This is a genomic window from Corynebacterium sp. HMSC08C04 (assembly GCF_001807495.1).
Taxonomy (GTDB): domain Bacteria; phylum Actinomycetota; class Actinomycetes; order Mycobacteriales; family Mycobacteriaceae; genus Corynebacterium; species Corynebacterium simulans.
The window spans coordinates 54806-78634 of sequence record NZ_KV789226.1 but is presented as its reverse complement, the minus strand read 5'-3'; the positions used below and the strand labels follow the sequence as shown (position 1 = coordinate 78634).

Here is a 23829-nt window from a genome sequence, read left to right as displayed (position 1 = left end):
ATGACTTCAGCTCTGCAAGAGCAGAACACACAGTCGTCGGCTGTTGCCGGCCGTGTGGTGCGCGTCATCGGTCCGGTCGTCGACGTGGAATTCCCGCGTGGCGGACTGCCGGCACTGTACAACGCACTGACCGTCGAGATTTCTCTCGAGGCTGTTGCAAAGACCGTCACCCTCGAGGTCGCTCAGCACCTCGGTGACAACCTCGTCCGTACCGTTTCCATGGCACCGACCGACGGCCTCGTCCGCGGCGCTACCGTGACCGATACTGGCAAGCCAATCTCCGTTCCAGTCGGCGATGTGGTCAAGGGCCACGTCTTCAACGCACTGGGCGACTGCCTCGACCAGCCTGGTCTGGGCCGCGACGGCGAGCAGTGGGGCATCCACCGTGAGCCGCCAGCATTCGACCAGCTCGAGGGCAAAACCGAAATCCTGGAGACCGGTATTAAGGTTATCGACCTCCTGACCCCGTACGTGAAGGGCGGCAAGATCGGCCTCTTCGGCGGTGCAGGTGTTGGTAAGACCGTTCTCATCCAGGAGATGATTACTCGTATCGCACGCGAGTTCTCCGGTACCTCCGTCTTCGCCGGCGTCGGCGAGCGTACCCGTGAGGGCACCGACCTCTTCCTCGAGATGGAAGAGATGGGCGTTCTCCAGGACACCGCCCTCGTGTTCGGCCAGATGGATGAGCCGCCAGGAGTCCGTATGCGCGTGGCTCTGTCCGGCCTGACCATGGCGGAGTACTTCCGCGATGTGCAGAACCAGGACGTGCTGCTGTTCATTGACAACATCTTCCGTTTCACCCAGGCTGGCTCTGAGGTTTCGACCCTGCTGGGTCGTATGCCTTCCGCCGTTGGCTACCAGCCAACCTTGGCTGACGAGATGGGTGTCCTGCAGGAGCGCATTACCTCCACGAAGGGCAAGTCGATTACCTCTCTGCAGGCCGTTTACGTCCCTGCGGATGACTACACCGACCCGGCTCCGGCCACCACCTTCGCCCACCTCGATGCAACCACCGAGTTGGATCGTGGTATTGCTTCCAAGGGTATTTACCCGGCTGTGAACCCGCTGACCTCGACCTCTCGTATTCTGGAGCCGTCCATCGTGGGCGAGCACCACTACGAGGTTGCGCAGCGCGTCATTCACATCCTGCAGAAGAACAAGGAACTCCAGGACATCATCGCCATCCTTGGTATGGACGAGCTGTCCGAGGAGGACAAGGTCACCGTTCAGCGCGCACGTCGTATCGAGCGCTTCCTAGGCCAGAACTTCTTCGTCGCAGAGAAGTTCACCGGCCTGCCGGGCTCCTACGTCCCGCTGACCGAGACCATCGATGCTTTCGAGCGCATCTGCAACGGCGAGTTCGATCACTACCCAGAGCAGGCATTCAACGGCCTGGGTGGCTTGGACGACGTCGAGGCTGCGTACAAGAAGCTTTCCGAGAAGTAGGGAGTGGCACATGGCTGACATCACCGCTGAATTGGTATCCGTCGAGCGTAAGCTGTGGGCTGGTAAGGCCACGCTGGTTACGGCTGAGACCACTGAGGGTGAGATCGGCGTGCTTCCTGGCCACGAGCCATTGGTCGGTCAGCTGGCCGACAATGGTGTTGTGACCATCCACCCAGTCGACGGCGAGCGCCTCGTCGCCGCGGTCCAGGGTGGCTTCCTCTCCGTGTCCAAGGACAAGATCACTGTCCTCGCCAACTGGGCTACTTGGTCCACTGAAGTTGATGAGGCACAGGCTTCCGAAGACCAGAAGTCCGAGGAGTTTATTGTCCACAACCGTGGTGAAGCCGCTCAGCGAGCACTTCGTCGCGCCAAGGGCTAGGTAGAGTAACGGGCAGCAAAGCCCTTCCGCTCTCATAAGCGCCCCACCTTTCTTTCACCAGAAAGGTGGGGCGCTTTTTCGTTGGCTTTTGCTACGGGGTTTAGTGGCATAACGGCTGGGGAAGATACTAGAATTTTACCTAATATCTTTCAGGTTCAGGATTAAAAGGAGCGGCAGCATATGTACATTTCAGGTCTAGGCTGGTTGTTCCTCATCGTGGCGGCTTTTGTCCTTTTGTGCCTTATCCTTGCTGCTCGCCGCTTTTTCAAGTTGCGTGCGCGCGGGACCTCTGTATTGCTGAGAACCCTTCCCGCTAAAAACTCTCATTCTTGGCGTCATGGCGTGATGCGCTATAACGGAGAATACGTGGAGTACTTCAAGCTGCGCTCGGTTTCGGTCCAAGCAGACCTTCGTTTCAATCGCCTCGGCGTCGAACTAATTGGCACTCGTCAATTAGACGATGACGAGGCTGCTTTTATGTCCGCCGCCAACCAGGTCATCCGCTTTTCCTTCGCGGATCAGGAATACGAAATCGCCACTGACCTACACGGAATCATGGGTCTTACCGCCTGGATTGAGGCGGCGCCTTCCAAGCGCTTGCAACGTCCTGACTATCGGCGTCTGCGCCAGCGCGCTACCCGTTTTACTAAGGAGTAGGCGGCTACCTATAGGGTAGAGAGCATGCGTTTAGTCATCGCTCGTTGCTCAGTTGATTATGTCGGCCGTTTGGATGCCCATTTGCCCGTCGCCGATCGCCTCATCCTCGTCAAGGCAGACGGTTCCGTGTCGATCCACGCCGACGACCGCGCTTATAAGCCGCTGAATTGGATGACTCCGCCGTGCACGCTGGAGGAATCCGCCATCACTGACATCGACGGCGAGGACACTGGCGAACAGCTGTGGCTCGTTGAAAACCCCAAGGGCGAGCAGCTGCGTATCACGATCGCGGAGATTCACCAAGACTTCTCCGTCGAATTGGGCGCGGATCCGGGGCTTGTTAAGGACGGCGTCGAGGCGCACCTGCAGGAGCTGCTCGCCGAGCACATCGATACCCTGGGCGAGGACTATTCACTCGTGCGCCGCGAGTATCCAACTGCAATTGGACCAGTCGATATCATGGCCAAAGACCAAGACAATAAGTTCGTTGCGGTTGAGGTCAAGCGCCGCGGTGGTATCGACGGCGTCGAGCAGCTCACACGCTATCTGGAGCTTCTCAACCGTGACGAGCTACTGGCACCCGTGCAAGGCGTCTTTGCAGCCCAGGAAATCAAGCCGCAGGCCCGTACGCTGGCCGAGGACCGCGGTATTCGCTGCGTCATCCTTGACTACCAAGATCTGCGCGGCATTGAGTCGAACGAGCTACGTCTTTTCTAATGCCACGCCGCAACAGGAGAAACCGCGTCAGCCCGCGCCCGCTGCCTAAGGATGGCTCTACTTTTCTAGGCTCGCAGACCGTCGAGGGCCCAAAGTGGACCCACGGCGAGCCCTTCGTTATGCGCCACATCGGCAGCGCTGCAGCTACAAAGTTCTATATCTGCCCCGGCTGCAACCAAAATATTCCGCCTCGCGTTGCCCATATCGTGGCTTGGCCGCGTGATACAGGCGGCAGGGAAGATGACCGCCGCCACTGGCACCGTCACTGCTGGGAGCGTAGGTAGGATAGCGGGCATGATTGTTGCTTTTTCTGTCGCGCCAACCGTGGTGGGCGAGGAAACTGCGGAGATGTCTGCAGCCGTCGCCGAAGCCGTCCGCGTGGTGCGCGCATCCGGCTTGCCCAACGAGACCAATGCCATGTTTACCCTTATAGAAGGCGAATGGGATGAGGTCTTTGCCGTAATCAAGGAAGCCACCGATGCGGTACGCAAGGTTTCGCCGCGTACCTCGCTTGTAGTCAAGGCCGATATCCGCGAAGGTGTGACTGGCCAGTTGACGCAAAAGGTGGAGTCTGTGAATCGACGTTTGGAGGAAAACAAGTGACCGGACCTTATGTAGGCGGTGCCCTTGACTTGGGCGCGCTGAAGCAGCAAAAGGAGACTGAGGAAGCGCCTTCCGGGGTATCTGCATTTTTCGAGGTAACCGAGGCTAACTTCGAATCCGAATTGATTCGCCGTTCCGCCGAGGTCCCCGTTATTGCGCTCATCGGTTCTTCGCGTTCGCCCGCCTCCGAGCAACTGAAGAATGACCTGCGCGCTGTCGCAGAGGCCGGTGGGCTCAAGTTCATCGTTGGCTACATCGACGCTGATGCTATCCCGCAGGTAGCGCAGGTCTTTGGCGTGCGAAACCTGCCGACCACCGTCGCCCTAGCTGCCGGCCAGCCGATTACCAACTTCGAGGGAGCCCAGCCCAAGGATGCGCTGGAGCAGTGGACTGCCACGCTCGTCGAGAAGCTTGGGCCGCAATTGAGTGGTCTCAGCACCGAGACCCCAGAACCAGAAACTGCCGCGGACCCACGCGTGCAGGCCGCCGAGGAGTCCCTAAACCACGGCGATTTCGACGCAGCCATCGCCCACTACGACGCCATTTTGGCCGACGATCCAGACAACGCCGAGGTCAAGCAGGCCCGCAACACCACCCAGGTTTTGCGTCGTCTGGACCCAGCCAACCGCACCGAGGACCCGATTGCTGCTGCCGACGCTGCGCCAGCCGACGTCGCCAAGCAGTGCGATGCCGCCGACGCCGAGGTCGTCGCCGGTGCGCCCGAGAAAGCCTTCGAGCGCCTCATCTCGGCGATGCAAAGAACCGCAGGCGACGACAAGCAAGCCCTCAAGGTTCGCTTGCTCGAGCTCTTCGCGCTTTTCGACGCCTCCGATTCCCGTGTCCTGCAAGCGCGCACCAAGCTCGCAAGCGCTCTTTATTAGCGAAGGGGTAACTAGAGCACCCCCGGCTTTCTGGAATTTCTGGATCGCTTTTATCCGGTTCTATTATCAGGGCAGAAATCCTTGACAGAGCCAATTAAAAGGCCAATTAAAAGGGAGTGCTCTATGCCGACTTTGCAACCAATTAATGGTCCAAAAATCCCGGAGCCCAAAGCCCCGAAGAAGGACCGTACCCACTGGCTCTACATCGGCGTTATCGTTGCGGTGATTGCCGGTATTGCCTTGGGTCTAGTCGCCCCGGGCGTTGCCGTTAACTTCAAGCCATTGGGCACGATGTTCGTCAGCCTCATCAAGATGGTCATCGCGCCAATCATCTTCTGCACCATCGTGCTGGGCATCGGCTCGGTGCGCGCTGCGGCATCGGTCGGTAAGGCCGGCGGCATCGCTCTGGCGTACTTCATCACGATGTCCACCTTTGCGCTGGCGATCGGCCTCGTGGTCGGAAACTTCATCGATCCCGGCGCTGGCCTTCATATTAGCGGCGGTGATGGCTCTAAGTACATCAAGGCAGGTGCGGAAGGCGAGGGTCTTTGGGGCTTTGTCAGCTCCATCGTCCCAGAGACCATGTTCTCGGCATTTACCTCGGGATCGGTTCTCCAGGTCCTGTTTATCGCGTTGCTGTGTGGCTTCGCCGTGCAGTCCATGGGCGAAGCAGGCGAACCTATTCTTGGCTTCGTCGCCAGCCTGCAGCGCCTCGTCTTCAAGATCCTCAACATGATTTTGTGGCTGGCTCCGCTCGGCTCTTTCGGAGCTATGGCAGGCGTCGTTGGTGAGACCGGCATGGATGCCGTGAAGTCCTTGGCCACCCTGATGCTGGCTTTTTACATCACCTGCTTCCTCTTCGTATTCGTGGTACTCGGCCTCATCGCCCGTGTATTCGGCGGTATCAGCATGTGGAAGCTCTGCAAGTATCTGGGCCGCGAGTTCCTGCTCATCGTTGCTACTTCTTCCTCTGAATCCGCATTGCCGAACCTCATGCGCAAGATGGAGCACCTCGGCGTGGAGAAGCCGACCGTGGGTATCGTTGTACCGACCGGTTATTCCTTCAACCTGGACGGCACCGCTATTTATCTGACGCTTTCCGCCATCTTCATTTCCGAGGCAATGCATATGCCGATGAACTTGGGCGAGCAGGTGGGCCTGCTGGTCTTTATGATCATCGCGTCCAAGGGCGCAGCGGGTGTCTCCGGAGCCGGCATCGCAACGCTGGCTGCGGGCTTGCAGTCCCACCGCCCTGAGCTCCTCGGCGGCGTCGACGTCATCATGGGCATCGACCGCTTTATGTCCGAGGCTCGCGCTCTGACCAACTTTGCCGGCAACGCGCTCGCAACCATCCTGGTTGGCCGTTGGACCAAGACCGTGGACATGGACCGCGTCACGAAGGTCCTCAACGGTGAGGAACCATACGCTGATTCCGGCAAGGACAGCACCGTTAACCTGCGCATGCCAGACGTGGAGAACCCAGCCCACGAACGCCTGCAGCCAACGCAGCAGGTTGACTTGGAACGCTACAAAGACGGCTCTGAGATGTACTACAAGTAGTTCTCGCTATACTGCGAGGCTATGACGAAAGTACTCTTCCTCTGCAATTCCAACCGCGGCAAGTCCCAAATGGCCGCAGCTTTGGCGAAGCTGCACGCTCCCTCGTGGGAGGTTTATTCGGCAGGCGTCCAAGTGGCCGAACCGGGCCAGTCCGGCGACGTAAATCTCGAGGCGTCTCATTGCCTGGCCGAAGTGGGTGCCGACATGTCTGAGGGTACGCCCAAGCCTGTCGACCCGGAGCTTGCCGCCAATGTCGACCACGTCATCATCGTCGGCGGCGCCGAGTACGATGGACCCGCCGAGCGCTGGGAGATTGAAGATCCCTCCCAGCGTGGCGTCGAGGGGAAGCAAAGGATGGTCGAGCTGCGCGATGACATCGACGCCCGCGTCAAAGAATTGATTGCGCGCCATAATTAATTTGGATACTAAAAACCTAGAAATAGGTAACATTTTCTAATAAGGTGCGGTGCATGACTAGTCCGCACCGAGCACCGATTTCGCCCGATCCTAGGCAGCAAGCCTTTGCAATCCGTGGCCTTAACAAATCCTTCAATGGTTCTCCCGCCGTCCGCAATCTAGATCTCGACGTCCCGCGGGGTTCTATTTATGGCATCGTCGGCCCCAACGGTGCGGGCAAGACCACCATGCTGACCATGGGCTGCGGTCTTCTGCGCCCCGATAGCGGCGAGTCATTCGTTGCCGGTCACCGCGTGTGGCACGATCCAATCCCTGCGAAGGCATCGATGGGCTTGCTCATGGACGGCGCACCCGTATTCGACCGCCTCACCGGCGCCGAGTATCTCTACTACTTGGGCGCGCTACGCAAGCTCGACGAGGGGGAGGCACAGCGCCGCGCCGCCGAGCTCCTGCACGTGCTCGCGCTTGACGACGCCGCCTCCAAACGCATCGCCGACTATTCCGCTGGCATGACCAAGAAGATTCTGCTTGCCGGCGCAGTACTCCATAATCCCGAGGTGCTCATCCTCGATGAGCCGCTCGAGGCAGTCGATCCAGTATCCGGCCGCCTCATCCAAAACGTGCTCGTGAACTTCGCTGCCCGGGGTGGCACCGTGGTGATTTCCTCCCACGTCATGTCCCTAGTCGAAGGACTTTGTACCTCCGTGGCAATCATTAATGATGGCCAAGTGCTTACCTCCGGCACCGTCGATGAGGTCCGCGGTGACAAGAGCCTCACAGACGTCTTCATCGAGCTCGTCGGCGGCGCTGATCTCGATTCCAACGCCTTCCAGTGGTTGGGTGGAAATTAGGCCATGATGGACACCAGCAAAACCCTCGTCAAGCTGCACCGCACACTATGGAGCAGGACCTTCAAAGAGAACACCGCGCAGTGGATGATGGTGGTCCTCTTCGTCATCTATGGCCTGATTGGTCTCGCCAACACTGGGCTTATGGCTGGCTTAGATCTGAGCGAAGGCACGCGCAATGCTCACGCTCTCACCACTGTCAACCTCATCGGCGTAGCGATTTACCTCATGCTCGCGATGATCATGCCCGCCGGTGAAAAGCAGCTTTACCCGGATACCTTGAAAGGCCTGCCGCTTTCTTTAGAAGAGGTCCGGCCCGCCATGCTGCGCATTTCTTTCCTTAACTCCCGTGCCTGGCTTTCTGCAGGTTTTAGCATCATCTGGGCAATCGTCGGTGCGATCATGCTCGTGAGCATCGGTGACTTCAATGTCATTGCCGTACCCGCATTCGTGCTCGGCATGGCGCTTTCGTGGTTTATCACCATCTGTTTGTCGGAGTGCCTGATGAGCATTGCCAGCAACGTGGTCAGCTTGGAAAGCGACCGCAGCAAGTTCATTGGCGGCATTCTCGGTACCGTATTGATGCTCTGCGTCATTCTCTTAAACGGTCAGATTGAAGATGCAGTGCCGCTCGGCACCATCGGCAAGTATGCCGCGTGGACGCCGTTTACCGCAGCGACCGGTTGGGCCACAGCGCTTGGCAATGGCTCTTACATGGAAGCACTCGCGCAGCTTCTAATCGCAATTGTCACCGCAGTGGGGCTCTTCGCGGTCTGGCGGCACTTAATCAAAACAGAATTCGCCCAAAGCCAGCAGCACGCCCGGCCTGCGCCAGCCACAAAGACAAAGCAGCACGGCGTATCCCGCCTCCGCCTGATGGGCCTGGCCTATCGCAGTCCCGCCATGATGGAGTACTCGCGCTCGTTGCTTTATATCGTCCGCGATATGCGCCTAGTAAATACCTTGATCTTCTTGCCGGTGCTCGCAGGATTCTGTCTCTACCACATCTTTAACGGCAACTTGGCCGCTGGTTTAGGCGTGCTCGTGATGCTCGGTCTCGTGGGCGGCCTACTCGGCGTCAACGACTATGGCTACGATGGCCCCTCCGGCTGGCTGAAGATGATGGCACCTTGTGCACCAAGCAAATTTCTGCTGGCCCGCCATCGCGCTCACCTGACGCCTTCTGCAGTTGTCATCCTCATTTGCGTCATCCTGGCGCTCATCATCAGCCCTGAACGCCTGAAGGTATTGGCCTTTGGTTGTGCTGCACTAGGAATGCTGCTTTCGGTCAGCGCCTGTTCACTAGCTTTGTCAGTTTATAACCCTTATCCAGTCTCTGCGCCGGGTACCAACGCGTGGACTGATAAGTCTGGCTACTCCGCACCCGCCTTTGTGGCCAGCCTCTTCGGACTCATCTTCGGCTGGATTGCAGTGGCCCCAGGTCTTGTTTGCCTAGGCATCGCCGTTACCCAAGACAAGGCTCCGTTGCTAGCAGTCGGTGTCATCTTGAGCCTTGCCGTACCGGCTATCGTGCACGCACTGGTGGCATATATCGCCGGCAAGCGGGTCGACGCCCGGATGCCGGAGATCTACGCCAAGGTCGACACCTGGGTCAGCTAGCCCACAAAGCGATACCACTGCACGGAGTTAGCCGGGAGGTGTAGCTCCGCGGAATTCGACGCGGAGTGCACCTTAATCGGCAGTGCATTACCCGCGCCCTCATAGACGGCGTCGTCAGTGTTGAGCACCATCTCCCACGCGCCATCCCGGGGCAGCCACAAGTGGTAATTCGGAATGGAGTTGCCTGAGAAATTGCACACGGCGAGCAGCGCCGAGCCATCGTTGCCGTAGCGCACGTAACCCAAGACGTTATTGTTCGAGTCATCGGCCTTGACCCACTGGAAACCATCCTGCGTGAAGTCCTGGGACCACAGGGCAGGGGTGTTCTTGTAGACGGCATTGATATCGCGCACCAAGCGCTTGATGCCGCGATGCCATTCACCGCCCCAGCCTTCGAGGTTGGCCCAGTCCACAGAGCTGGATTCGTTCCACTCCGCGACCTGGCCAAACTCTTGCCCCATAAACAGCAGGTTCTTGCCCGGATGCGAGAACATATATCCGTACAGCGCACGCAAGCCTGCGGCCTTGTTCCAATCGTCGCCAGGCATGCGCGTCCACAGCGAGCCCTTGCCATGGACGACCTCGTCGTGACTAAACGGCAGCACGTAGCGTTCCGAATAGGCATAGACCATGGAGAAAGTCAGCTCGCCATGATGATGCTGGCGGTAGATGGGCTCGTGCTTGAAGTACTCGAGGGTGTCATTCATCCAGCCCATATTCCACTTCAGGGAAAAGCCGAGGCCGTCCTCCGAGGTGGGAGCAGTAACGCCCGGCCAAGAGGTCGATTCCTCGGCGATGGTCAGCACGCCGGGATGCAGGCGTTGCAGGGTAGCGTTTGTCTCCTGCAAGAACTGTACCGCTTCCAGGTTTTCGCGTCCGCCGTACTGGTTGGGCAGCCATACTTCACGTGAGTAGTCCAAGTAAAGCATCGAGGCCACCGCATCCACGCGCAGGCCGTCGACGTGGAATTCTTCGGCCCAATACAGCGCATTTGCTACCAAGAAGTTGCGCACCTCGTTGCGGCCAAAGTCAAAGACGTAGGTTCCCCAGTCGGCCTGCTCGCCGCGGCGGGGGTCGGGGTGCTCGTAGAGTGCCTGGCCGTCAAAGCGTCCCAGTGCAAATTCGTCTTTGGGAAAGTGCGCTGGGACCCAGTCGATGAGGACGCCGATGCCGGCGTTATGCAGGGCGTCGATAAGCGCACGCAACTCATCCGGGCAGCCCCAGCGTGCCGACGGAGCGTAGTAGCCCGAGACCTGGTAGCCCCAAGAACCGCCGAAGGGGTGCTCTGCCACCGGAAGCAGCTCGACGTGGGTGAAGCCATGCTCGAGGACGTAATCGATGAGCTCAGCGCGCAGTCTGTTGTAGTCGGCGCCTTGCTTCCAAGAACCCACATGCAGCTCGTAGATGCTCATCGGTACATCGAGATTGCCGTTACGAGCATCCATCCATGCGGAGTCATTCCATTCGTAATCGTTTGCCATGACTACCGAGACTGTCTCCGGCGGAGCAATCGTTTGCTTCGCCATCGGATCAGCCTTATCGATGCGCCGGCCGTCCGCGGTTTGAATCGCGAACTTATAGCGCTCGCCGGGACCGATGCCGGGGACGAAGAGCTCCCAGACCCCGGTTGCGCCCAAACAGCGCATCGGCGACTGCGCGGGATTCCAGCCGTTGAAGTCGCCTACTACGGCAACGCCTTTGGCATTCGGCGCCCACACCGCAAACGAAACACCTTCAACCCGGCCCAAATGCGTGTCGTAGCTGTGCAGATTCGCGCCAAGTACCTCCCAAAGCCGCTCGTGGCGACCTTCCGAAATCAGGTGCAGATCGAAAGTGCTGGCAGTGGGCAAGAACCGGTAGCCGTCGGCCACCTCGACCGGAGCCTGGCCTGGGTAAGTCACCCGGAAACGGTAATCCTGCTCCTGGTCTAGTGCGCTCTCCCATAGGTCGTGGCCTACAGCATTCATCTCGTGCACGGCAGTTTCGGTGACCAGCTCCACCTTCTCGGCGCCGGGGCGACGAGTTAAAACCGTGCCGTCGTGCCAGCCATAAAAGTCATGTGGGGCATGGTGGCGACACTCGTTGAGGCGGGCGAGATCTGCTTCCGGAATGTTCATGTGTTCACGTTACCTAAATCGAAGGAGACAGGACTTAAGGTCGATAATCGTTGACGTCGCGCCAGGCAAGGCGGTCCAAGGAATGCGGGTCAGCCTGCGGCAGCACGAACAGATGGGCGACGTCGCGCATTGGTTCGAGTCGCACGAAGTTGCGGTTGGACCAGTTATAGGCGGCGCCGGTAATGGCATCGTGGACGGTGTAGACGTCACCGTCGGCTCTGCCGATCGCTTCCATTTCTACGGTAACGGTGGCTTCTTGGGCATTGCGCGGATCCAGGTTGATCACGGCCAGGATCACGTTGCCCGTCGCAGGATCTGCCTTGGAGTAGGCAATGATTTTTTCGTTATCGACGTCGTGGAATTTGAGGTTGCGCAGTTGCTGCAGCGCGGGGTTCTCACGGCGGATGAGATTGAGAAGGCGAATATAGGATTCCAGCGATGCGCCACGGGTAGCCGCCTCCTGGAAGTTGCGCGGGCGCAGCTCGTACTTCTCAGAGTCCATGTACTCCTCACTGCCCGGCGCCACGGCCTCGTGCTCATAAAGCTCATAGCCGGAGTACACGCCCCATAGCGGAGACAGAGTCGCGGCCAAAGCCGCGCGGATAGCGAACATGGCCCGCCCGCCGGTCTGCAAAGACTCGTGCAGGATGTCAGGCGTATTCACAAAGAGGTTGGGGCGGCAAATATCCGCCTGCTCCACGTGCATCTTGGCAAACTCGGTCAGCTCGCGCTTCGAGGTTTGCCAGGTGAAATAGGTATAGGACTGGGTAAAGCCTGCCTTCGCCAAGCCGAACAGCCGTGGCGCGCGGGTAAAGGCCTCCGCAAGGAAGATGACCTCCGGATGGGTCACGTGCACCTTGTCTATGAGCCAGGTCCAAAAGTTTGCCGGCTTGGTGTGCGGGTTATCCACGCGGAAGGTGGTTACGCCCGCCTCGATCCAGATCATCACGATGCGGAAGATCTCGTTGTAGATCGCGTCTGGGTCGTTGTCGAAGTTCAGGGGATAGATGTCCTGGTACTTTTTCGGCGGATTCTCCGCATAAGCGATGGTGCCGTCAGCCAAGACCGTGAAAAACTCTGGGTTCGTCTTGGCCCACGGATGATCCGGTGCGGCCTGGAGCGCCAGATCCAGCGCTACCTCGAGCCCCAGGTCCTGCGCGCGAGAAACCAGCTTTTTGAAATCGTCCATCGTGCCCAAGTCTGGGTGAGTGGTGGAATGATCTTGAATTGCCCACGGCGAGCCGACGTCGCCCGGTTCAGCCACCACCGAGTTGTTCTTGCCCTTGCGGTGAACCTTTCCGATGGGGTGAATCGGCGGGAAATACACTGTGTCGAAGCCCATGTCTGCGACTCGCTCCAACGCTTTGGCCGTGGTCTTGAAAGTGCCGTGGACTGGGTTGCCTTCTTCATCCCAACCGCCCGTAGAACGCGGGAAGAGCTCATACCAAGAGTTATAAAGCGCTTCTCGGCGCTCGACCAGTACCTCGTGGACCTCGCCTTCCACGAGCAAATCCCGCAAGGGGTGCGCATGCAGTTTCTTTGCCACGGCGTCGGAAAGCGCTGCCTCGACGCGCGAGGACAGGTCCAAAGACTCATTCGCTAGCGACTTAGCAACATCGGGCATTCCCGCCCGCTCAAAAAGCTCCGCGCCATGGAGGAGATCGTTGGAAAGCTCGGCGGCCGTCTGCCCCGCAGCCATCTTCTTTTCCACCGCATTGCGCCACGTTGCCATCGGGTCTGACCACGCATCGATACGGAAGAACCAGCGCCCACAGGTAAGCGGAGTAAACACACCATGCCTACGGTCAGGGTCAATTGGGTCTTGGTCCATGGTCACCGAGGAAACCGAAGGGGATTCGGTATTCCACACCGAAAGGGTTGCCGACACCGCATCATGGCCTTCCCGCCAGACCAACGCGGTTACCGGAACCACCTCATTAACCACGGCCTTAGTGGGAGAGAAGCTAGGACGGACATCATCGATGGCGAGGCGTGTAGTCATGCCCTTTAGAGTAGTGCAGCTGTGTCAGTTTCACCGGGCAACCAGAATTTCCGCAACAATATAGGACGTGAATGCTGTGAATAACGAAACAATGCCCGTAACTGACGAAGATTGGCTCATCGACTTCCGCGGCGTCGAGCTGCGCCGTGGCGGAAAAACCTTGGTGGGTCCAGTCGATTGGCAAGTAGAGCTCGACGAGCGTTGGGTCATCATCGGCCCAAACGGCGCCGGCAAGACCAGCTTGGTCCGCATTGCCTCTGCGGAAGAGTTTCCTTCTAAAGGAACTGCCTTTTTGATGGGCGAGCAGATCGGCAAGACCGACATGCGCGATCTGCGTGCCGCCATCGGCATTTCTTCCGCCGCAGTACAGCACCGCATTCCCGACGGCGAACGAGTCGACGACCTCGTTATCTCCGCCGGCTACGCAGTCCTGGGACGCTTCCGCGAGGAGTACCAAGACATGGACTTTAGCCGCGCCTTCGAAATCCTTGACCAGGTGGGCGCCCGCCACTTGGCCGAGCGCACCTGGGGAACCCTATCGGAGGGAGAAAAGAAGCGCGTCATCTTGGCACGTGCCCTTATGTCCAACCCTGAGCTACTCATCCTCGACGAGCCTTCCGCCGGCATGGACCTAGGAGGCCGCGAGGATCTCGTGGGCTACTTGGGCGAGCTGGCAATGGATGCCGATGCACCAGCAATCGTCATGATTACCCACCACGTCGAGGAAATCCCTTATGGATTTACCCATGCGATGATCCTCGATGAGGGTAAGGTCGTGGCGAAGGGACTAATCAATACGGTCCTTACCTCAGAAAACCTTACGCAGGCTTTCCACCAACCAATTCAGGTGGATCGAATCGGTGAACGTTACTTCGCTCGCCGCATACGCTAAACGGAACTTTGCATGACCCGACCCATTCACGAGCGCCTTGACGCGATCGACCACAGCGAAACCACCGGTTTTAACGGTGGACGCTTGGCCGCTACCGTCCTGCTGCTGCGCGACGGCCAAGAAGGGCTCGAGGTTTGGCTCCAGGAACGGGTCTCCACGATGCGCAATTACCCGGGGCACGCAGTGTTTCCGGGCGGGGGAGTAGACCCCCGCGATTTCCCGCCAAGAATGTGGAGTTCCGGCGATCTCTGGGCGGGCCGCTCCGTTATTTCCTTGGCCCGTCGCATGGGCGTTACCAAATACAAGACCCATGCCTTGGTCTTCGCCGCCATCCGAGAACTCTTCGAGGAATCCGGTACCTTGCTCGCCGTTCGCGATGACGGAATCGTCTCCGACGCCTCGCGCTATCACCGCGAACGCGTCATGCTGGAAACTCACGAGATTTCCTTTACCGAATTCCTCATGAACAACGGCATGCGCGCCGACGCCGACATGCTCATGCCGTGGTCTCGGTGGGCGGGCGAAGACTGCGGACAATGGTTCGATACCTTTTTCTTCATCGCCGTTCTACCGGAAGGCCAAGAGCCCGACGGCGATACCACGGAGGCAGACGACGCCGGATGGTTCCCGCCCCGCCTCGTCCTCGACGGGTGGCGCGCCGGGCTTGTCCGCTTGGCTCTTCCCACTTGGGCGCAAATGCTGCGCCTGAGCAATTACTCCACGGTGCGAGAAGCGCTTGACGACGCCTCTTTCTCCGACCTTCGCCCCATCATCGGCGACCCCGAGCACGACCCGCGCTACCGCGAATTCTTCAGCACTCAACCCGTAGACAGAATATGAGTTATACCCTCGCCGAGATCGACTTCTTAGTCCAGCACCAACCGGAGATAGCGGGCCTTGACCTTGAATTCAGCAAGGCTTCCCAATTAGGCGACGTCGCCAAGCTCCAGCAACAATTCGGTGAGCACGCCCGTGCCGTAGCCGAACTCATCAAAGCCCGAAACAGTAAAAAGCTGCCCAGCGACTGGCTTATGGACTCCGATTCCGTGCAGCAGGCCACCCCGCTCGAGGTAGCCAAACATCGTGCCGCTTTCTTGACAAGCCTGGGGGTCGAACTCGTCCACGATGTCACCTGTTCCATCGGTACCGAAGGGGCTGCGTGGGCTCCAGGAAAATATGTAGGCTCTGACCTCGACCGTTCGCGCATCAAGATGGCGCAGCACAACACCCCGCATCCCTTCTTCTGCGCAGACGCTTTGACGCAGAGCTCAACGGCACCCGTTATCATCGCCGATCCAGCGCGCCGAAGCGGCGGCAAACGCATTACCGATCCCGCAAAGCTCCTGCCGCCGTTGCCCGATCTTCTGGCGGCACACGAGTGCGAACTCGCCGTCAAGTGTGCCCCCGGCCTCGACTTTTCAGATTGGCAAGGTTTGGTATCCGTCGCCAGCGTCGACGGCAACGTCAAAGAGGCCTGCCTGTATACACCTGGTCTGGGCGTTGGCCGCAGCGCAGTCATGATCAAAGGTGGAAAGGCTGATGTTCTCTCCAGCACCGACTTCGACGAGGCCGACCTGCCCGAAGCCGGCGACATTGGCACCTACATCATGGACCCAGACGGCGCGGTTGTACGCGCGGGGCTTGTGCGCCACTACGCCAAGCGCGAAGGCCTCCATCAGCTGGACCCGCGCATCGCTTACCTGACAGGGCAACGCATCCCGGCAGGCACGTCCGGATTTGAATTCATCGAGGCGGTGCCAGTCAAGAAACTCAAAGCCGCACTGCAGTCACACGATGCTGGCTCCCTCGAGATACTGGTCCGCGGTCTAGACGTCGACCCCGATCAGCTGCGGAAGAAGCTTAAGCTCAAGGGAAGCCGTTCCATGGCCGTCATCATGACACGCATCGGAACTAAGGGAATCGCGTTGCTGTGCGGACCACGAGTAGTATCGTCCGAGGATAATTACGCAACATAAATCTATCGGAAAGGGAAGTGTCCAATGCCCGCAATCGTGGCTCTGGTCAAACACGTACCGGATACCTGGTCCACCAAGTCCCTCGAGGAAGACCACACCCTCGACCGCACGAGCGTCGACAACGTCATCGACGAGGTCAACGAGTATTCCGTCGAGCAGGCACTGCGCATCAAGGAAGCAAACCCAGACTTCCGCGTCGTCGCAGTGACCATGGGCCCTGCCGGCGCTGACGAAGCTTTGCGCAAGGCCCTCGCGATGGGCGCAGACGACGCAGTACACGTGCTTGACGACGCCCTTTCCGGCGCCGATGCACTCTCTACCGCCTGGACGCTCAACGCGGCCATCAACACCATCGAGGACGTCCAGATCATCACCCTGGGCAACTACTCCTCGGATGCTTCCACCGGCCTGCTGGCTGGCCTGCTCGCTGAGTACCGCCAGCTCCCGGCGATGACCGAGCTGAAGTCCCTGAGCCTCGAGGGCGGCGTCCTGCGCGGTGTGCGCGAGGACGCTCACGGCCACTGGGAGCTGGAGGCAGCCCTGCCAGCCATCGTCACCTTCACCGATAAGGCCGATAAGCCGCGCTTCCCGAACTTCAAGGGACTCATGGCGGCCAAGAAGGCCGAGATCACCACCCTCGACGTGGCCTCCCTTGGCATCGATGCCGTGGCACCAACCACCACGGTGACAGCCGCCGCCCAGCGTCCTGCCCGCACCGCGGGTGAGGTCATCACCGAGCCGAATCCGCAGGAAGCCGCAAAGCAGATTGCCGACTTCCTCGCCGCGAAGAACCTTATCTAGGAGCCGAAATGTCTCACGTATACGTACTTGTAGAGCACGAAGATAACGCCCTTAGCCCTGTTACCGGTGAGCTGATTACCGCAGCGCGTGCGCTGGGTACCGTTTCCGCAGTCGTCGTCGGCAAGCAAGCAGATGCCTTCGATTCCGAGCTGGCAGCCCTGGGCGCCGCACAGATCGTGCAGGCAAGCGCTGAGGACTACGAGCGCCGCATCATCCTGCCCGAGGTCGATGCCCTGCACGCCCTCGCCGCCGCGAACCCAGCCCCAATCGTGCTAGCTGCGACCCCGACCAACAACGAGATTGCCGGCCGCCTTTCCGCGCGTCTGGCTTCCGGCGCCCTCGTCAACGTCGACGAGATTAACGCCGACGGCTCCGCACACCTGACCATCTTCGGCGGTTCCTACGAGACCACTGCTACAGCGTCTGGCGCGAGCCCGATCTACACCCTGCGCCCAGGCGCAGTCGCCGCGGATCCGCAGCCGGTGGCCGTCGCTCCGGCGCCGATGCCCCTGCCGGCCGCAACTGCCAAGGACGTCACCGTCACCTCCTTTACCCCGCATGAGAAGTCTGCTCGTCCGGAGCTGACTGCCGCGAAGGTAGTTGTCTCTGGTGGCCGCGGCGTCGACGACAACTTCTCCACCATCGTGGAACCGCTTGCCGACGCCCTCGGCGGCGCCGTCGGTGCCACCCGCGATGCAGTCGATCAGGGCTTCTACGACCCAGCACACCAGGTGGGCCAGACCGGCGTCACGGTTTCCCCGGATTTGTACATCGCGCTTGGCATCTCCGGTGCTATCCAGCACACCTCCGGCATGCAGACCTCCGGCACCATCGTTGTGGTTAACCAGGATCAGGACGAGCCTTTCTTCCAGATCGCTGACCTCGGCGTCGTCGGTGACGTCCATGAGATTTCCCCGGCTTTGGTCGCTGAGCTGGAGTCCCGTAAGTAATGTCGCACTACTTTGACTATGCGGCTACTCAGCCGATGCGCCAGGTGGCCATCGATGCGTGGGTGGCCGCCTCTGGCGCGGTAAACTCCGGCGCGCAGTATGCCTCTGGCCGAAAAGCCCGTTCCGTGCTTGACGACGCCCGCGAGAAAGTCGCGGAAATTCTTGGCTGCGAGCCGATCGAGGTTATCTTCACCTCTTCCGGCACCGAAGCCGACAACATCGCCATCCAAGGCTTGTACCGTCTGGGCACCACCAACCGCGTGGTTTCGACTCCTATCGAGCACCCAGCCGTGCGCGATAGCGTTGCCCAGCTGCCGGATGCACAGGTCGATCTTCTGCCCGTCGATCGTTATTCCCACGTCAGCGACTTCTCCGCGCTAGATACGCCTGCCGACGTTGCCACCTGCATGTGGGCAAACAACGAGACCGGTGCCATCCAGCCAGTTGCCGAGATCGTGCGCCGCGCAAACTTAGTTGGCACCCCAGTTCACATCGACGCAGTGCAGGTCACAGGCAAGCTGCCCATCGACTTCCACGAGCTCGGTGCTACCACGCTCGCGGCGAGCGCCCACAAGTTCGGCGGCCCACGTGGCATCGGCTTGCTGCTTGCAAAACGCAGCCCAGCCCCGCAGCCCATCGCCTTCGGAGGCGGCCAAGAAAGGGGCATCCGCCCTGGCACCGTTGACGTCGCCAGTGCTTCTGCTCTTGCGGCTGCGCTCGAGGAGTCTGTCTCCGAGATCGATTCCGAGACCAAGCGCGTAGGTGCGCTTCGTGACCAACTACGTGCCGGCATTCTCTCCAGCATCGACAACGTCATCCTCAACTGTGAGGAACCGATGTTGGCTTCGCACCTGCATGTGTCCTTCCCCGGAACCGACGGCGACAGCCTCATCATGTTGCTCGATTCCTTGGGCATCGAGGCCTCGACCGGCAGCGCCTGCCACTCGGGCGTCAACCGCATGTCGCACGTCCTTGAGGCGATGAATGTGTCCGACTCTGATGGAATCGGTTCGCTGCGTTTTACCCTTGGTAGGAACACAACGCCTGCCGACGTCGAGTACGTCCTGGCGCAGCTTCCCGACGTCGTCAAGCGCGCCCGCAGCGTATAAGTACCGACCTCCCAGGTACTTAACAGCCTATTTGGCCAGCGCAGGCCTATGATTTAGGAGTGAATTTCCTCCTTGGCCTGCCGCTGGCCGAACCCGTAAATGGGGCGATATATGCGGTCATCGTGGTTCTTTCCGCGATAGTTGTTGCATGGGCGCGCAAGATTGTGCCTGTTGTTTTGGCTTTGTTTATATCGGTTGGTGCCTGGTATTTCCTCCAGCATTGGGATATCCCTGCTCATGTCTTCGTCGCCTCTGGTATCTGCCTCGCCGCACTGCTGCGTAAGCCGAAACTTTCCGCGACGCTCGCGGGCATCGCATCACTCGTTGCGGTCGTCGGGCTAGTCAACCTCGAGTACCAGACCTATCCCACGGTCGGTTCCCTCGATCCGCGACCGGTGGCCCAAACTATTCCCGCCTCCGAACTAGCCTCGCACGCGGGCAATTCTGCCGGTCTGGTTCATCTCGACTTACCAAGCCAGGGATTCAAAGCCCGCGAAGCTATTGCCTATTTGCCGCCGGCCTATTGGAGCGGAAAGCGCCTGCCGGTGCTCGTATTGCTCCATGGCAATCCCGGTGGCCCAACCCAGTGGTTTGGATCTGGCGAAGCCGCACAGACCGCCGATGAATTTCAGAAGGCAAACGGGGGAGTATCGCCCATCGTCGTAGCAGTTGATGCCACCGGTTCTGAAACCGCCAACCCTGTTTGCGCGGACTCTCAATCCACCAAGGTAATGACCTATCTGACCAAAGACGTTCCAGCCCAGATCAAAAAGCAATTGCGCGTTGACGAAGACCAGTCGCATTGGACGCTCGGCGGCCTTTCCTACGGCGGTACCTGTACTTTGCAGGTCGCCACCAACCATCCCGAGGCCTTCGGAACTTATTTGGACTTCTCCGGTGAGGCGGAGCCGACCATCGGCAAGCATGCCGATACCGTCCAGAAGTTCTTTGGCGGAAACGAGCAAGCCTTCCAGGCGCAAAATCCGGCCTTCTTGCTGAAGAAAAATCGCTATCCCGGGCTCAGTGTCGTCTTCTTTGCAGGCGACAAGGACAAGCCCGCGATTGCTGCTCAAAACCAACTTGCTGAGCTCGTTCGCGGGGCAGGCGGAAAGACTTATGTCTGTGCTCTAAGCGGTGGCCACTCCTTCGGGGTGTGGCGCCCAGCACTGCGTCAATCCTTCGCTTTTGCTGCGCGCCGCGGGGGACTTACAGCCGTCCATGACCCATTCCGTGGAATCGAGGACAACGATGTTCATGCTTAAGCGATTTCCCGTAACTTTGCTCTTGATTGTGCTCATGTGGGTTCTCCACTTCGTGGACAATGATTGGGTTGAGGCAACCGGTTTGACCACCGTCACAATTGGCGGATCCGTCGTTGTAACTTTCTTCGCCATTCTTTTCGGTGGCCCTGCCGAGCGGGTCTTGGGCAGCAGGAAATACCTCGTCGTTGGCCTTTTCCTTCAGCTTCTTTCGTTACCGATTGCCTTTTTCATCGCGCGAGGCGTCGAAGTATCGGGCCTGAACCGATGGGGCGACGATCTCCTCAACAGCTACCTCTTTACACCAATCGGCTGGATTTTCGGCTCTGCGATGTATGCCTCCGCGAAGATGCCGCGCCTGTGGAAGCGCCGTTTTCGGGTTATCATCCTCGTTCTTGCGTTCACGAACGTCTTTTATGCCGGCTCGATGGCCGACATCTTGGGACTTACTGCCGCGGTATTCGGCCTCTTTTTAGGCCTGTGGCGTCATCCGCGGGAGACCGCAAAGCCCTCGTTGCGCGAGCGGCGCGTGCTCGTAGCTTTCATCCTCATCGCGGTTGCCATTAGCCCGGTGCTGGTTGCTATCAATCCAATCGCCGAAGGCCCATTTTCCCTTCTCACCGAGCTGATGTGGGGGCCTGCGCTTTCCGACGTCGCGGTTGCGGTTCTCTGCACTCTCGACGAAACGTCCAGGGACTGTATATCCGCGGCTGACGTCGCACGCATGCATGGTGTCGGTCCCTTGCTTGCCAACCTCATGCCGCTGCTTATCCAACTTGTATTGTGTTTCGGGCTCGTGCGTGGCCGCCATGCTGCGTGGGTACTTTCGTGCCTCATCCAAGTTGCTTCCTTGGCCTTCCTGCTCGTTCAGCTGTGGGACCTAGACCAAGACGGTTTCTTCATCTACGGGCTTAACCTATTCGAGGCCCTGTTGCCCTGGTTGTTCTGCCTCGCTGTGCTCATGTACTCTCGCCGGCTCTTCCAAGTTCGTGAAGCGCCGCAGATTATTAAAAAGCACGCGGCCTGGCTGGGTGGGGTATTCCTTATTTGTTCTGCCACCTGGTTGCTTTCTACATTGTTGGTGAAGTCTGCCTTTCTGGGCGGGGCGTCGCTAAGCGCAGCGTTGGCGGAGTGGCCGTTGCGCTTCTTGCCTGTAGTAATAACGCTCGTCTCTCCCCATGAATTGGTGCCGGCAAGTGGATTTGGCTGGTTTGTCTATTCGTGGGTCGGCAACGTGTGGTGGATGTGCGTCATTTGGGCGCTGTGGCGGTGCTTCTCCTCGCCCTCGGACCCGCAACGGGAATCGGACCGCTCGCGGGCACGGGAAATCCTGCAGCGCCGAACTGGCGATCACCTATCCTTCATGACCTTGTGGGAGGGGAACAGATATTTCTTCGCCGGCGATTCCTTCGTGGCATATCGCGCTTCCAATGGCGTTGCTTTGACATTGGGTGGACCGGTTGGCGATGACATCTCTCGCGAGTTCGAGGAGTTCGTCAAATCTCAGGGACTAACTCCTGCGTGGTATTCGGTGGCAAGCGATTTCGCGGTTTCTCATCCTGGATTGAAGCGGCTTCAGGTCGCGGACGAGGCGGTGTTGAGCTGTGAAAACACGGAGTTCAAGGGCAAGAAGTTCCAGAATATCCGCACCGCGCGAAATAAGGCAGCAAAAGAAGGCGTGAGAACCGTGTGGACCACGTGGGATCAACTCGATGTTGCTGTTGCCGCCGCTTTGGTCACGCTAAGCGAAGAATGGGTCGGCGAGAAGGCCCTTCCGGAGATGGGCTTTACTCTGGGAGGTATCGACGAGATGCAGGTTTCAGGTACTCGTCTCCTTTTGGCTCTAGACGATGATGGTCTGGTGCACGGCATGACCAGCTGGCTGCCGGTGCGGCGTGATGGGCAGTTGGTGGGCTACACCCTCGATGTGATGCGCCGTAATGAGCGAGGTTTCAAAGGGGTCATGGAGCTGTTGATTTCTGAGGCACTGGTTATCGCGGCGGGTGAGGGCTGTGAATGGATTTCGCTTTCGGGCGCTCCGTTGGCAGGGACGACCGAAAATCCTTCGACCTTAGATTCACTGCTGATGAAACTCGGCGAGCAGATGGAACCGCTTTACGGCTTTCGGTCTTTAGCCGCAAGCAAGCGCAAGTTCCAGCCGGAGGAGCACAAGTGGTTCCTGTGTTATGAGGATGAGTTATCCCTCCCAGCGATTGGCCTCGCGGTGGTCCATGCTTACCTTCCGAATCTGAAGGCCACCGAGGCGCTTAAGGCACTTCGTCATTCAAACACTTAGCGTGCGCCTCCCTTCGCCGGGATTCAATGGCTTGGGCAAACGTTTGTACCCAGTTGCGCTTCTTGGGCGCTAGCGGGCCGGTCGGTTCGTCATACTCCCAGTGCCCATCGTCGAAGAGCCAGACGATGTCCCCGGTGAGTGGGTCCATGATGTAGTTGGCTCGGCCATCGGTCTTGATGTTGTGATGGTGCTGGCAGAGGCTCGCGAGATTCGAGCCTGCGGTTGGTCCGCCTTCGGCAAAGTTGATGCGGTGATCCTTCTGGCAGTCCTGCGCGGGTCTGTCGCAGTGTGGCATGCGGCAAGTGCCATCGCGGCCTTCGATGAAAGCGCCGATGGTAGAAGGTGTGGTGTAGCTAGGGCTCTCCGCGGTAGCGGCCTTGGCCATGTCACGTACGACCTTTGGCTCGAAGGAATCTGCGATCTCGGGAGAGACCCAGCCGGCACCCTGGATGAAAGCGGGTGCATTGGGAATATCCGAGGCGCGGTACATATTCAGGATGACGATGGTCTCGGAGTTAGCCTCTCCACGGATGAGTTTTTCGAGCGCTTCTGCCGGAGTTATCTCCAGTTTCTCGGCGGTGTCCTTTATGCGTTGGTCGAGCTCATAGGCAGTTGCTGGTTCGTATTCGGCGCTAATGGCTTCTTTTCCACCGGGCACAGGGTAAGTGGAGTAGGAGTTGTTGGCTTCTTCCTCGCCTTTTTCAGGATCTATTTCTGGGGCGAGGAGTTTGATGAGGTCATGGATAAAGGTGCGGATGGCACGGCTAGAAGGCAAGACTTCTGCTGGGCTGGTGGGTGTGAAGAACTCACAAAGGGCTTCGTCGACGCGTTGGAGAATCTCGGGAGTGGGTGCGCCTAGCTTGTTAAGGGCGGAGTCGATAGTGCACAGGCGTGTCATATCGAGGAAGTAGGAATCGAGCTGCATCGTACGCAGGCGTGGAAGTTCGCGTAGGCGATAGAGCGCGAAGGCGATGTTTTTAGTTTTGGTTTTCCCAAGGCCGGTATGTGTGGCCAAACTATGGATAACTAGTTCGATGTCTGAATCGAGATGAGGGAGGCTATTTTCCCATTGTTTGAACTCGAGCTTACGGATGTTGCGGGCTGAGGTTGCTAATGTGCTGGAAGGGTCATTTACAAGGTAATATGCTTCCAATTTTCCATACCCCCGTTGGAATAAACTGCCTTGAAATCTTCATGCCCTCATTATATCCAGCCCACCGAACCCAATCAACAGAAAATCGAAAATATGTACGAATGATAAGGGAAGAGAAAACTGGGCAAAAATAAAAGCAAAGATAC

General features: G+C 58.9%; 22 protein-coding genes. 19 read left to right on the top strand and 3 right to left on the bottom strand.

Annotation, left to right across the window (positions count from 1 at the left end):
• The 11 genes from atpD (at nt 1) to HMPREF3169_RS08685 (ending at nt 9128) form a co-directional block, all read left to right on the top strand.
• The gene (atpD, locus tag HMPREF3169_RS08735) at nt 1-1446 is read left to right on the top strand and encodes a F0F1 ATP synthase subunit beta (RefSeq protein ID WP_062035306.1); all 1446 of its coding nucleotides are present in this window, start codon (nt 1-3) and stop codon (nt 1444-1446) included.
• Nucleotides 1447-1456: 10 nt separating this feature from the next.
• The gene (locus tag HMPREF3169_RS08730; RefSeq protein ID WP_061921985.1) at nt 1457-1825 is read left to right on the top strand and encodes a F0F1 ATP synthase subunit epsilon; all 369 of its coding nucleotides are present in this window, start codon (nt 1457-1459) and stop codon (nt 1823-1825) included.
• Between the two features lie 180 nt (nt 1826-2005).
• Nucleotides 2006-2482: a DUF2550 domain-containing protein gene (locus HMPREF3169_RS08725; RefSeq protein ID WP_070432851.1), complete on the top strand. Its 477-nt coding sequence runs from the start codon at nt 2006-2008 to the stop codon at nt 2480-2482.
• 24 nt (nt 2483-2506) lie between these two features.
• A complete protein-coding gene (nucS, locus tag HMPREF3169_RS08720) occupies nt 2507-3199 on the top strand; it encodes an endonuclease NucS (protein WP_070432852.1) in 693 nt (230 codons plus the stop codon).
• Nucleotides 3199-3483 carry a hypothetical protein gene (locus HMPREF3169_RS12800; RefSeq protein WP_083281266.1) on the top strand — a complete coding sequence of 95 codons (285 nt, stop codon included), beginning with the start codon at nt 3199-3201 and terminating at the stop codon, nt 3481-3483. The genes nucS and HMPREF3169_RS12800 overlap by 1 nt, the downstream gene beginning before the upstream one ends.
• A gap of 10 nt (nt 3484-3493) precedes the next feature.
• A complete protein-coding gene (locus tag HMPREF3169_RS08710) occupies nt 3494-3802 on the top strand; it encodes an MTH1187 family thiamine-binding protein (protein ID WP_061921994.1) in 309 nt (102 codons plus the stop codon).
• The gene (locus HMPREF3169_RS08705) at nt 3799-4683 is read left to right on the top strand and encodes a tetratricopeptide repeat protein (RefSeq protein ID WP_061921997.1); all 885 of its coding nucleotides are present in this window, start codon (nt 3799-3801) and stop codon (nt 4681-4683) included. The genes HMPREF3169_RS08710 and HMPREF3169_RS08705 overlap by 4 nt, the downstream gene beginning before the upstream one ends.
• 123 nt (nt 4684-4806) lie before the next feature.
• Entirely contained in the window at nt 4807-6243 is a 1437-nt protein-coding gene (locus HMPREF3169_RS08700) for a cation:dicarboxylate symporter family transporter (RefSeq protein WP_070456165.1), read from the top strand.
• A 21-nt stretch (nt 6244-6264) separates the two neighbouring features.
• On the top strand, nt 6265-6660 hold the full coding sequence (locus HMPREF3169_RS08695; protein WP_061922004.1) for an arsenate reductase/protein-tyrosine-phosphatase family protein: 396 nt from the start codon (nt 6265-6267) through the stop codon (nt 6658-6660).
• Nucleotides 6661-6713: 53 nt separating this feature from the next.
• Nucleotides 6714-7511: an ABC transporter ATP-binding protein gene (locus tag HMPREF3169_RS08690; RefSeq protein WP_061922008.1), complete on the top strand. Its 798-nt coding sequence runs from the start codon at nt 6714-6716 to the stop codon at nt 7509-7511.
• Between the two features lie 3 nt (nt 7512-7514).
• A complete protein-coding gene (locus HMPREF3169_RS08685) occupies nt 7515-9128 on the top strand; it encodes a hypothetical protein (protein ID WP_061922011.1) in 1614 nt (537 codons plus the stop codon).
• Here the strand turns inward: HMPREF3169_RS08685 and glgB are convergent.
• Complete coding sequence (gene glgB, locus HMPREF3169_RS08680) at nt 9125-11245, bottom strand: 1,4-alpha-glucan branching protein GlgB (protein WP_061922013.1); 2121 nt, start codon at nt 11243-11245, stop codon at nt 9125-9127. The two genes, HMPREF3169_RS08685 and glgB, sit on opposite strands and share 4 nt — an antisense overlap.
• A 34-nt stretch (nt 11246-11279) precedes the next feature.
• The gene (locus HMPREF3169_RS08675) at nt 11280-13247 is read right to left on the bottom strand and encodes a maltotransferase domain-containing protein (protein ID WP_061922015.1); all 1968 of its coding nucleotides are present in this window, start codon (nt 13245-13247) and stop codon (nt 11280-11282) included.
• 91 nt (nt 13248-13338) lie between these two features.
• On the opposite strand from HMPREF3169_RS08675, the gene HMPREF3169_RS08670 reads away from it, so the two are divergent.
• Genes HMPREF3169_RS08670 through HMPREF3169_RS08635 form a run of 8 tightly spaced genes read left to right on the top strand, consistent with a single transcriptional unit; the run spans nt 13339 to nt 22530 of the window.
• Nucleotides 13339-14139, top strand: coding sequence for an ABC transporter ATP-binding protein (locus HMPREF3169_RS08670; RefSeq protein WP_061922018.1), 801 nt, complete (start codon nt 13339-13341; stop codon nt 14137-14139).
• A gap of 12 nt (nt 14140-14151) precedes the next feature.
• On the top strand, nt 14152-14979 hold the full coding sequence (locus HMPREF3169_RS08665) for an NUDIX hydrolase (RefSeq protein WP_061922022.1): 828 nt from the start codon (nt 14152-14154) through the stop codon (nt 14977-14979).
• Complete coding sequence (locus HMPREF3169_RS08660) at nt 14976-16115, top strand: THUMP-like domain-containing protein (protein WP_061922025.1); 1140 nt, start codon at nt 14976-14978, stop codon at nt 16113-16115. Before HMPREF3169_RS08665 ends, HMPREF3169_RS08660 begins: the two co-directional genes overlap by 4 nt.
• A gap of 24 nt (nt 16116-16139) precedes the next feature.
• On the top strand, nt 16140-16916 hold the full coding sequence (locus tag HMPREF3169_RS08655) for an electron transfer flavoprotein subunit beta/FixA family protein (RefSeq protein WP_061922028.1): 777 nt from the start codon (nt 16140-16142) through the stop codon (nt 16914-16916).
• 8 nt (nt 16917-16924) lie between these two features.
• Entirely contained in the window at nt 16925-17866 is a 942-nt protein-coding gene (locus HMPREF3169_RS08650) for an electron transfer flavoprotein subunit alpha/FixB family protein (RefSeq protein WP_062041104.1), read from the top strand.
• On the top strand, nt 17866-18975 hold the full coding sequence (locus tag HMPREF3169_RS08645) for a cysteine desulfurase family protein (RefSeq protein ID WP_062041101.1): 1110 nt from the start codon (nt 17866-17868) through the stop codon (nt 18973-18975). The genes HMPREF3169_RS08650 and HMPREF3169_RS08645 overlap by 1 nt, the downstream gene beginning before the upstream one ends.
• A gap of 59 nt (nt 18976-19034) precedes the next feature.
• Complete coding sequence (locus HMPREF3169_RS08640; protein ID WP_070456163.1) at nt 19035-20237, top strand: alpha/beta hydrolase; 1203 nt, start codon at nt 19035-19037, stop codon at nt 20235-20237.
• Nucleotides 20230-22530 carry a bifunctional lysylphosphatidylglycerol flippase/synthetase MprF gene (locus HMPREF3169_RS08635; RefSeq protein ID WP_246815620.1) on the top strand — a complete coding sequence of 767 codons (2301 nt, stop codon included), beginning with the start codon at nt 20230-20232 and terminating at the stop codon, nt 22528-22530. Before HMPREF3169_RS08640 ends, HMPREF3169_RS08635 begins: the two co-directional genes overlap by 8 nt.
• On the opposite strand, the gene HMPREF3169_RS08630 is transcribed toward HMPREF3169_RS08635, so the two are convergent.
• Complete coding sequence (locus HMPREF3169_RS08630; protein ID WP_246815619.1) at nt 22502-23455, bottom strand: HNH endonuclease signature motif containing protein; 954 nt, start codon at nt 23453-23455, stop codon at nt 22502-22504. The genes HMPREF3169_RS08635 and HMPREF3169_RS08630 overlap by 29 nt on opposite strands.
• Nucleotides 23456-23829: the final 374 nt, after the last annotated feature.

What these genes read in the sequence shown, in the direction of transcription:
- atpD (WP_062035306.1), top strand. Translation starts at nt 1, where the DNA reads ATGACTTCAGCTCTGCAAGAGCAGAACACACAGTCGTCGGCTGTTGCC.
- HMPREF3169_RS08730 (WP_061921985.1), top strand. Translation starts at nt 1,457, where the DNA reads ATGGCTGACATCACCGCTGAATTGGTATCCGTCGAGCGTAAGCTGTGG.
- HMPREF3169_RS08725 (WP_070432851.1), top strand. Translation starts at nt 2,006, where the DNA reads ATGTACATTTCAGGTCTAGGCTGGTTGTTCCTCATCGTGGCGGCTTTT.
- nucS (WP_070432852.1), top strand. Translation starts at nt 2,507, where the DNA reads ATGCGTTTAGTCATCGCTCGTTGCTCAGTTGATTATGTCGGCCGTTTG.
- HMPREF3169_RS12800 (WP_083281266.1), top strand. Translation starts at nt 3,199, where the DNA reads ATGCCACGCCGCAACAGGAGAAACCGCGTCAGCCCGCGCCCGCTGCCT.
- HMPREF3169_RS08710 (WP_061921994.1), top strand. Translation starts at nt 3,494, where the DNA reads ATGATTGTTGCTTTTTCTGTCGCGCCAACCGTGGTGGGCGAGGAAACT.
- HMPREF3169_RS08700 (WP_070456165.1), top strand. Translation starts at nt 4,807, where the DNA reads ATGCCGACTTTGCAACCAATTAATGGTCCAAAAATCCCGGAGCCCAAA.
- HMPREF3169_RS08695 (WP_061922004.1), top strand. Translation starts at nt 6,265, where the DNA reads ATGACGAAAGTACTCTTCCTCTGCAATTCCAACCGCGGCAAGTCCCAA.
- HMPREF3169_RS08690 (WP_061922008.1), top strand. Translation starts at nt 6,714, where the DNA reads ATGACTAGTCCGCACCGAGCACCGATTTCGCCCGATCCTAGGCAGCAA.
- HMPREF3169_RS08685 (WP_061922011.1), top strand. Translation starts at nt 7,515, where the DNA reads ATGATGGACACCAGCAAAACCCTCGTCAAGCTGCACCGCACACTATGG.
- glgB (WP_061922013.1), bottom strand. Translation starts at nt 11,245, where the DNA reads ATGAACATTCCGGAAGCAGATCTCGCCCGCCTCAACGAGTGTCGCCAC.
- HMPREF3169_RS08675 (WP_061922015.1), bottom strand. Translation starts at nt 13,247, where the DNA reads ATGACTACACGCCTCGCCATCGATGATGTCCGTCCTAGCTTCTCTCCC.
- HMPREF3169_RS08670 (WP_061922018.1), top strand. Translation starts at nt 13,339, where the DNA reads ATGCCCGTAACTGACGAAGATTGGCTCATCGACTTCCGCGGCGTCGAG.
- HMPREF3169_RS08665 (WP_061922022.1), top strand. Translation starts at nt 14,152, where the DNA reads ATGACCCGACCCATTCACGAGCGCCTTGACGCGATCGACCACAGCGAA.
- HMPREF3169_RS08660 (WP_061922025.1), top strand. Translation starts at nt 14,976, where the DNA reads ATGAGTTATACCCTCGCCGAGATCGACTTCTTAGTCCAGCACCAACCG.
- HMPREF3169_RS08655 (WP_061922028.1), top strand. Translation starts at nt 16,140, where the DNA reads ATGCCCGCAATCGTGGCTCTGGTCAAACACGTACCGGATACCTGGTCC.
- HMPREF3169_RS08650 (WP_062041104.1), top strand. Translation starts at nt 16,925, where the DNA reads ATGTCTCACGTATACGTACTTGTAGAGCACGAAGATAACGCCCTTAGC.
- HMPREF3169_RS08645 (WP_062041101.1), top strand. Translation starts at nt 17,866, where the DNA reads ATGTCGCACTACTTTGACTATGCGGCTACTCAGCCGATGCGCCAGGTG.
- HMPREF3169_RS08635 (WP_246815620.1), top strand. Translation starts at nt 20,230, where the DNA reads ATGCTTAAGCGATTTCCCGTAACTTTGCTCTTGATTGTGCTCATGTGG.
- HMPREF3169_RS08630 (WP_246815619.1), bottom strand. Translation starts at nt 23,455, where the DNA reads ATGCAGCTCGATTCCTACTTCCTCGATATGACACGCCTGTGCACTATC.